Genomic DNA, 6,498 nt, shown 5'->3' with positions numbered 1-6,498 from the left:
TATATTCCCAAAGGTTAATTATAGAAAGTGCGTTATATTTGCTTGTCTGTGTGTTACTACCACAGTAAAGTTAGCGATTCCGGAAAATTAAAAACGATATTTATTACTCGATTCCAAACCAACCGCCAGTATCACCACCAGCCCAGCCGCCATTGCGTGCAGCAGAAAATGTTTGATTGCAAAGGGTTTTGAACTCAACAGCAGCACTAATATCTTTACCCTCATAACCCAAGGGGTGAAATATCCGCCCAATGTATCGACCTTGTAATCGGATTTGACCCATTACATAAATTCCACCACCAACAGAATAAATACTTCCTTCTTCATTGCGAGAATAACAAGCAATATAACCGCCATCTCGCAACATATACTTGTTGACGGTGGGCAGAATTTTCTCTGTATATCCAGGCGCTGCCCAGTTGACAACACTCCCTTCGTCACTAACGTATACCTTAAAGTCTTCTGGTAAAAGATAATTTGTCATTTGATATGCTACTGTTTCACAGAATACTGAAAACAACAGTGTAGCAGTAGTATCTCAAACTCTACCCACCTTTATATAAAACCCAAGGCATTCACGCAGCGTAGCTTGCCGCCGTAGGCATCGCCCGTCCCCAAAATTGTGCAGTAGACAAACGCATACTACAACTGTATTATTGATATAAGTCTCAATTACAAATACTACAAACCTTCAATGATAAGCAGATTCTCCTCAACCATTAGCAGCGTGATGCATTGCCGACCCAACAAGGGTTTAGGCAGAGTATTCGCGCTGTTTGCGTTTGAGGGAATGTATCTGTTCGACGGCGATAAATCTGTAAGTAAAGGCATTTTGGGAGTAATTGCCGGATTGCTGAATCTAGACCAACTTATCCAAAGCGGGAGGTGCAAGTGTTTTATAGCACCAACATAGGGCAAAAAGTATCAACTACCTGACCCCCGCTCCTGTTTACCAGAGGCGGGGGTTATTTTTTGAGGAGTGAATCAGTGATGCAAGCTCAACCACACATATTACAAAATTCGGTGGTGGTGTTCTCTAAGAACTACCTACCACTGGCACGTATCAACATCAAACGAGCAATTGTGCTGTTAGTTACTGGTCAGGCTGAGTCGTTGGATTTTGGCAGTACAAAGCAGTGGGAAGTTCGTTCACCCAGCGTCGTACTACAAGTTCCTGAACATATTCGCTTGACCGTTGGTAATCCCGAACGCCACTGGAAAGTACCACCTGTAAATCGGCGTGAAGTACTCAAGCGAGACAACCACACCTGCCAATACTGCGGTAGCACCAAGCATTTAACACTTGACCATGTGATTCCTCGCTCTAAGGGTGGACAGCATACCTGGGACAACGTTGTAACGGCGTGTGAGAAGTGTAATTCAACCAAAGGCGATCGCCTACCTCATGAAGCTGGAATGGTACTCAAAAGCAAGCCTAAAGCCCCAATTCACCCAGCAGTTGCATTTGCCGAACAGTTTTGGAGCGCACAACGGCTGAGTGAATCTGAGTAATTTACTTCAAACTCAATCAGAGAGGGCAATACCGCGATTACATCACAATGTCCTCTCACTTCTTTTCAAAATTTTGTAGTATGCCCTTGACACCTTGTAATACATTATGTAGTATATGTGTAGTGAAGCACTACAGCCTCTCAAAAAGGCATAGCGCAAACACTTCTGAACCATGAAAACTAAATAATTGCCATCCAACGTGGGGGTGTAGCTTAGTCCGGTTTAAAGCAGTCGCTGTATTCGTGCGAAAGACCGTGGGTTCAAATCCCATCATCCCCGTGTAGCCTTGTGGACGAATAGATAAGTCGTTCTGATTCTCAGTCAGAGAGAAGCGGGTGCAACTCCCGTCAAGGCTTCCAAATGAGGATGTAGCTCAGTCGGAAAGAGCGCTTGTTTCCGAAGCAAGTGGTCACAGGTTCGATTCCTGTCGTCCTCGTAGTATGTCCAGGTCGCCTAACGGTAGGGTATTGGTCTGCAAAACCGACTGTGCGAGTTCAATTCTCGCCCTGGACTCCAAACGTTGCAGTGTAGCGATTTACGGCAAAGCCCCAAGCTCATAACTTGGTATATGCGAGTTCGACTCTCGCCACTGCTACCAAATGCACAGATGGTGTAATGGCAACACCACAGTCTCCAAAACTGTTGTTCTGGGTTCAAGACAAGCGTCTGTGCGTTGCCGTGTCCTGACCGAAAAAGCTTACATACTCGCCTAATGGTAAGGCAACTGTCTCTAAAACAGTCTATGCAGGTTCAATTCCTGTGTGTGAATCAACAGCTTTTTCAACTTACATGGCATACATGGTGCAGAAGCGAAGTGGCCGAGCGGCACGTCTTTCAAGCGTGTAATTAGCGGGTTCAAGTCCCGTCTGCACTACCAAATTCATGGGTCGGCTCGCCTACTGGTGTGGGCAACGGTCTGTAAAACCGCCGCGTTTGCGTTGCTGGTTCAATTCCAGCCCAGCCCATTCTGGAGAGATTGCTATCGGCAGGGCAAGCTGTTTGCTAAACAGTCGTGGATGTAAGTCCACTGTGGGTTCAACTCCCTCTCTCTCCGCCTTATGAGAACGTGGTGTAACTGGATGAACACATCGGTCTACGAAACCGAAGAGTGGGGGTTCAAGTCCCTCCGTTCTCGCTTTTATCCCCTGGTAGCTCAGTTGGTAGTAGCGTCTGTTTGAAGAACAGAAGGTCATCCGTTCAATCCGGATCTGGGGGACTGGCACATTGCCCTATAGCTCAATGGCAGAGCAACGCGCTGTTAACGCGGTGGTTGTAGGTTCAAGTCCTACTGGGGCAGCCATTTATTGGGAAGTAGGCAAACAGGCAAAGCCGTCGCACTTTGAATGCGAAGTTTGAGGGTTCGATTCCTTCCTTAAGAGCCTATATATACTCCTGTAGCCCAACTGGAAGAGGCGGCTGTTTCAAAAACAGTCTATGTACGGGTTCAACTCCCGTCAGGAGTACCAACGGGATGTAATTCAGTGGTCTAGAAGCCTTGTTTTGGGGACAAGGAGCCGTAGGTTCAAATCCTACCATCCCGACCATTTGCCCAACTATACTCCCGTGGCGAAATTGGTAAACGCTTCCGTTTGAGGGACGGAATTTTTGCAGGTTCAATTCCTGTCGGGAGTACCAAATTGGGTCGTTGGCATAGCGGATATGCAGCCGCCTTGTGTATGGGGTATTGGCATAGCGGCGAGTGCATCGGACTTTTAATCCGACTCAGACAGGTTCGACTCCTGTATACCCCATGAACTTACCCCTGTAACCCAAGTGGAAGAGGTGCCAAACTTAAAATTTGGAAGTTGCTGGTTCAAATCCAGTCAGGGGTATTGGTGAATATGCGGGGATGGAGCAACGGCGGCTCGTCAGGCTCATAACCTGAACATCGGCAGGTTCAACTCCTGCCCCCGTCACCAAATTAGTGCTGGTGTAGCTCAATTGGCAGAGCAACTGATTTGTAATCAGTAGGTTGCAGGTTCAACTCCTGTCACCAGCTTCAATGCGATTGTGGTGTAATGGCAGCATTTGAGTCTTCCAAACTCGCTTGTACGAGTTCAAATCTCGTCGATCGCTTTCTTAGCCCTGTAACTCAGTTGGGAGAGTGCCTCTCTTACAAAGAGGAAGTCGTAGGTTCAATCCCTGCCAGGGCTACCAATTTATGGGAGTGTTGCCTAATGGATAAGGCATCGATCTTCTAAATCGAGCAATGTAGGTTCGACCCCTACCACTCCTGCTCATGGGTTCGTAGCTCTAATTGGGAGAGCGCCTGTTTTGCACACAGGAGGTTGTGAGTTCAAGCCTCACCGAATCCACTCTTGGTGTCTGAAGCCAAAGCGGTCGCGGCACTGGTTTGTGGAACCAGTCATAACGGGTTCAAGTCCCGCCAGACACCCCTTATATGGAAGATGCTGCTCAAGGGAGGGCAACTAGTCTTGAAAACTAGAGCAGGGTAATACCTGGGGGTTCAATTCCTCCATCTTCCACCTTCCACTTGAAGCCGAAAAGTGAGGCGCTGTGCTGATAACACAGATACAGGAGGGGCAGTACCTCCCTGGTGGATTCTCCCTGCTCCAGCTTTCGTCTAGGGCAGTTTTATATTACACGGTAGCCAGATTCTGAACTGCACCCAATGGTTAATCATCTGCCTGTTGTGAGTAATCGAAATGCTAGTACAGCCCATTACTTACTAGCTTCTGAAGAAATATTACCCTACATTCCGTAAAACCGCATATCCTAGATGTATTCTGTATAAATCATTGCTTTTACCAGCCCAGCCATGCCCCCAGACTTTTCCGGTCAAAATCTCAGAGGTCGTTCTTTTAAAGGTCAAAACTTGGCTGGGGCAAACTTTAGTGGTGCGGATATTCGAGGAGCAGATTTTACAGGTGCTAATTTAAGAGGGACTAATTTTAACAATGCAAAAGCTGGACTGCAAAAGAGTTGGGCTAGTTTTCTAGTTTGTGTTTCGTGCTTGCTCTCTGGAATTTCAGGATTTTTCTTAGCCATCACTGGAGGCTTGATAGTTTCTGTATTTAATAGCTCAACTTTAGAGACTAAGGTTTCAGGCTGGACTGCCTTAGTCGTTGCCCTCATCGGAGCCGTCACCCTCGCCTTAGCCTTCGCTTTCACCGTCGCTCTCGTTGTTGCCCTAGCCTTAGCCTTGGATTTAGCCGGGGCATTTTCCTTCGCCGTCGCCGTCGTCTTAGCCGTTACCTTAGTGGTTGCCGTCGCTCTCGTCATCGGCTTAGTCTTTGCCTTTTCCTTTTCCTTCGCCGTTGCCTTGCCCTTCGCCATTACAGTTGTTGTTGGCCTCCTCGTCACTGTCGCATTAGGACTGGACTTAGCCGAAGCCTTAATCTTCGCCATTGCCTTGGTCTTCGCCATCACTGGAGCGGTCGCTGGAGCCTTAGTCTTCGCCATTGCCTTGGTCTTCACCTTATCCAGAACTGGAGCCGAATCCATCGTCTTCCTCGGAGCCGGAGGTTTAGCCTTCGCCGTCACCTTCGCTATCGCTTTTACCGTAGTTATACTTAGTACTTACATTGCTAGGAAAGCAATGAAAGGAGATGAAAAATACGCCATTATTCGCAACATTTCTGTTGCTTTTGCAACCTTTGGTGGTACAAGCTTTCGCAGCGCTGATTTAACAGATGCTAATTTTACGGGAGTCATACTTAAAAGTACGGATTTTAGAAAAGCTATTCTGATTCGTACTTTTTAAGCGAGAATACCCATAGTTAAAGTTAAGTTCTGTATCCGTAACCAGCTTATCCTTTTAGAAGTTTCCGTGTGCCAAGAATAGGGCTAATGCAGTTATTTAATTTGCCAAATATGTATAATGCTATCCTCATTGCTACTAGCAAGGGTTTTACCATCCCGGCTCAGAGCAAGCCCTAAAACAGAACTGGAACCATCTTGAAAGGTATGCAACGGCTTTAAAGTATCTAAGTTCCACAGTTTAATAGTGCCATCATAATTGCCGCAGATGAGAATTTTTCCATTCGGGCTGATCACAAGAGATTCAACTGAATTAAAATTATCACTAAAGTCATGCAGCAGTTTTCCAGTTTGAAGATTCCATAATTTCAGAGTACTAATCGCACGATTTCGAGAAACTAGCTGACCAAAACTACCAGTAACAAGCTTTTTGCTATCTGGAGTAATGACAATAGCATCAACTCCAGTTTTGTGTCCTTTGAGAATATGGCGTGTTTTTTTGGTTTGTAAATCAATGATCCTAATTGTATTATCATCGCCACCCCCAGCACTTACAAGGGTTTGCATATCAGGGCTAAATGCAACTTTACTCACAAATCCTGACTGTGTAGTAATGGTATCAAGCAGCTTAAGCGTGTGTAAATCCCAAAGCTTTGTTGTATGATCATCACTGCCACTAGCAATAAATCTACCATCTGAACTAATCGCAACGGTTTCTACTGGTTGGGTATGCCCTCTTTCGCTATCAAGCATAAGGAAAGTGCGTAAATCCCAAACCTTCATTGTTGGGGTGCTTATCCCACCAGTTACAATCCGCTTACCATCTGGACTAATAGCAATTGAAGTAACACCATCTGAGTAAGCGTCTAAACTACGCAACAATTTCCCGGTACGTAAATTCCAGAATTTAATTGTATCATCTCTACCTCCACTAATCAGGGTATGCCCCGAAGGGCTGATCGCAACTGCTCGAACACCAAAAGTCACTTTTTTATGTCCAGTCAGTGTATGAACAAGTTGAATCTGTGGTTGGGACTGGGTAATTGTACTCTTGTCTAGGGGAAGATTTGAACTAGAAGAATGTACATCAATAACAGTGATGTTTACTGCAATTGCTAAAACTATAATGACTGGTCTGGATTTGAGAAAATTCAATAATTTCATAATGCCCAGGAACGCAATTACATAACATGGTTCCCATTGGATGGGACGCGATACCAAAGTCCGGCGGGTAGGTCATCGCACCCAATCTAATAGACCGTTATA

General features: G+C 45.9%; 4 protein-coding genes and 25 tRNA genes. 27 read left to right on the top strand and 2 right to left on the bottom strand.

The features are described 5' to 3' along the window. Nucleotides 1–103: 103 nt before the first annotated feature. On the bottom strand, nucleotides 104–484 hold the full coding sequence (locus tag F8S12_RS20725; protein ID WP_196517953.1) for a hypothetical protein: 381 nt from the start codon (nucleotides 482–484) through the stop codon (nucleotides 104–106). Nucleotides 485–990: 506 nt separating this feature from the next. Here F8S12_RS20725 and F8S12_RS20720 point away from each other — a divergent pair. The 27 genes from F8S12_RS20720 (at nucleotide 991) to F8S12_RS20590 (ending at nucleotide 5,236) form a co-directional block, all read left to right on the top strand. Continuing rightward, on the top strand, nucleotides 991–1,512 hold the full coding sequence (locus F8S12_RS20720; RefSeq protein WP_196517951.1) for an HNH endonuclease: 522 nt from the start codon (nucleotides 991–993) through the stop codon (nucleotides 1,510–1,512). Nucleotides 1,513–1,713: 201 nt separating this feature from the next. After that, nucleotides 1,714–1,791 (top strand) — tRNA-Tyr (locus F8S12_RS20715). 3 nt (nucleotides 1,792–1,794) lie between these two features. Next, nucleotides 1,795–1,871: transfer RNA gene (locus F8S12_RS20710), tRNA-Glu, on the top strand. Between the two features lie 3 nt (nucleotides 1,872–1,874). Continuing rightward, a tRNA-Arg gene (locus F8S12_RS20705) sits at nucleotides 1,875–1,948 on the top strand. A gap of 6 nt (nucleotides 1,949–1,954) precedes the next feature. Next, nucleotides 1,955–2,028 (top strand) — tRNA-Cys (locus tag F8S12_RS20700). A 5-nt stretch (nucleotides 2,029–2,033) separates the two neighbouring features. Beyond that, a tRNA-Ile gene (locus F8S12_RS20695) sits at nucleotides 2,034–2,110 on the top strand. Between the two features lie 3 nt (nucleotides 2,111–2,113). Then, a tRNA-Trp gene (locus F8S12_RS20690) sits at nucleotides 2,114–2,185 on the top strand. A 127-nt stretch (nucleotides 2,186–2,312) separates the two neighbouring features. Next, nucleotides 2,313–2,389: transfer RNA gene (locus F8S12_RS20685), tRNA-Glu, on the top strand. A 92-nt stretch (nucleotides 2,390–2,481) separates the two neighbouring features. Continuing rightward, a tRNA-Ser gene (locus F8S12_RS20680) sits at nucleotides 2,482–2,566 on the top strand. A 6-nt stretch (nucleotides 2,567–2,572) separates the two neighbouring features. Next, nucleotides 2,573–2,647 (top strand) — tRNA-Arg (locus F8S12_RS20675). Between the two features lie 7 nt (nucleotides 2,648–2,654). Continuing rightward, nucleotides 2,655–2,728, top strand: a tRNA-Phe gene (locus tag F8S12_RS20670). 9 nt (nucleotides 2,729–2,737) lie between these two features. After that, nucleotides 2,738–2,812, top strand: a tRNA-Asn gene (locus F8S12_RS20665). A gap of 10 nt (nucleotides 2,813–2,822) precedes the next feature. Further along, nucleotides 2,823–2,891, top strand: a tRNA-Gln gene (locus F8S12_RS20660). Between the two features lie 9 nt (nucleotides 2,892–2,900). Next, a tRNA-Leu gene (locus F8S12_RS20655) sits at nucleotides 2,901–2,978 on the top strand. A 1-nt stretch (nucleotide 2,979) separates the two neighbouring features. Then, nucleotides 2,980–3,056: transfer RNA gene (locus tag F8S12_RS20650), tRNA-Pro, on the top strand. A gap of 13 nt (nucleotides 3,057–3,069) precedes the next feature. Next, nucleotides 3,070–3,147: transfer RNA gene (locus F8S12_RS20645), tRNA-Leu, on the top strand. Between the two features lie 43 nt (nucleotides 3,148–3,190). Continuing rightward, nucleotides 3,191–3,263: transfer RNA gene (locus tag F8S12_RS20640), tRNA-Lys, on the top strand. Between the two features lie 7 nt (nucleotides 3,264–3,270). Further along, nucleotides 3,271–3,344, top strand: a tRNA-Leu gene (locus F8S12_RS20635). 10 nt (nucleotides 3,345–3,354) lie between these two features. Beyond that, nucleotides 3,355–3,431, top strand: a tRNA-Met gene (locus F8S12_RS20630). A 7-nt stretch (nucleotides 3,432–3,438) separates the two neighbouring features. Then, nucleotides 3,439–3,511, top strand: a tRNA-Thr gene (locus tag F8S12_RS20625). A gap of 5 nt (nucleotides 3,512–3,516) precedes the next feature. Continuing rightward, nucleotides 3,517–3,588 (top strand) — tRNA-Gly (locus F8S12_RS20620). 5 nt (nucleotides 3,589–3,593) lie between these two features. Further along, nucleotides 3,594–3,669: transfer RNA gene (locus F8S12_RS20615), tRNA-Val, on the top strand. A gap of 6 nt (nucleotides 3,670–3,675) precedes the next feature. Then, a tRNA-Arg gene (locus F8S12_RS20610) sits at nucleotides 3,676–3,748 on the top strand. A 5-nt stretch (nucleotides 3,749–3,753) separates the two neighbouring features. After that, a tRNA-Ala gene (locus tag F8S12_RS20605) sits at nucleotides 3,754–3,827 on the top strand. Nucleotides 3,828–3,833: 6 nt separating this feature from the next. Beyond that, nucleotides 3,834–3,907 (top strand) — tRNA-His (locus F8S12_RS20600). A gap of 8 nt (nucleotides 3,908–3,915) precedes the next feature. Further along, nucleotides 3,916–3,998 (top strand) — tRNA-Ser (locus F8S12_RS20595). Between the two features lie 293 nt (nucleotides 3,999–4,291). Beyond that, nucleotides 4,292–5,236 (top strand): pentapeptide repeat-containing protein, encoded by a 945-nt coding sequence (locus tag F8S12_RS20590; RefSeq protein WP_196517949.1) that lies wholly within the window; start codon nucleotides 4,292–4,294, stop codon nucleotides 5,234–5,236. A 92-nt stretch (nucleotides 5,237–5,328) separates the two neighbouring features. Here the strand turns inward: F8S12_RS20590 and F8S12_RS20585 are convergent, their stop codons facing one another. Further along, the gene (locus F8S12_RS20585) at nucleotides 5,329–6,396 is read right to left on the bottom strand and encodes a WD40 repeat domain-containing protein (RefSeq protein ID WP_196517947.1); all 1,068 of its coding nucleotides are present in this window, start codon (nucleotides 6,394–6,396) and stop codon (nucleotides 5,329–5,331) included. Between the last annotated feature and the right edge of the window lie 102 nt (nucleotides 6,397–6,498).

Source organism: Nostoc sp. WHI (assembly GCF_015714725.1).
Classification (GTDB): Bacteria; Cyanobacteriota; Cyanobacteriia; order Cyanobacteriales; family Nostocaceae; genus Nostoc.
This window is presented reverse-complemented; position numbering and strand designations above follow the sequence as displayed.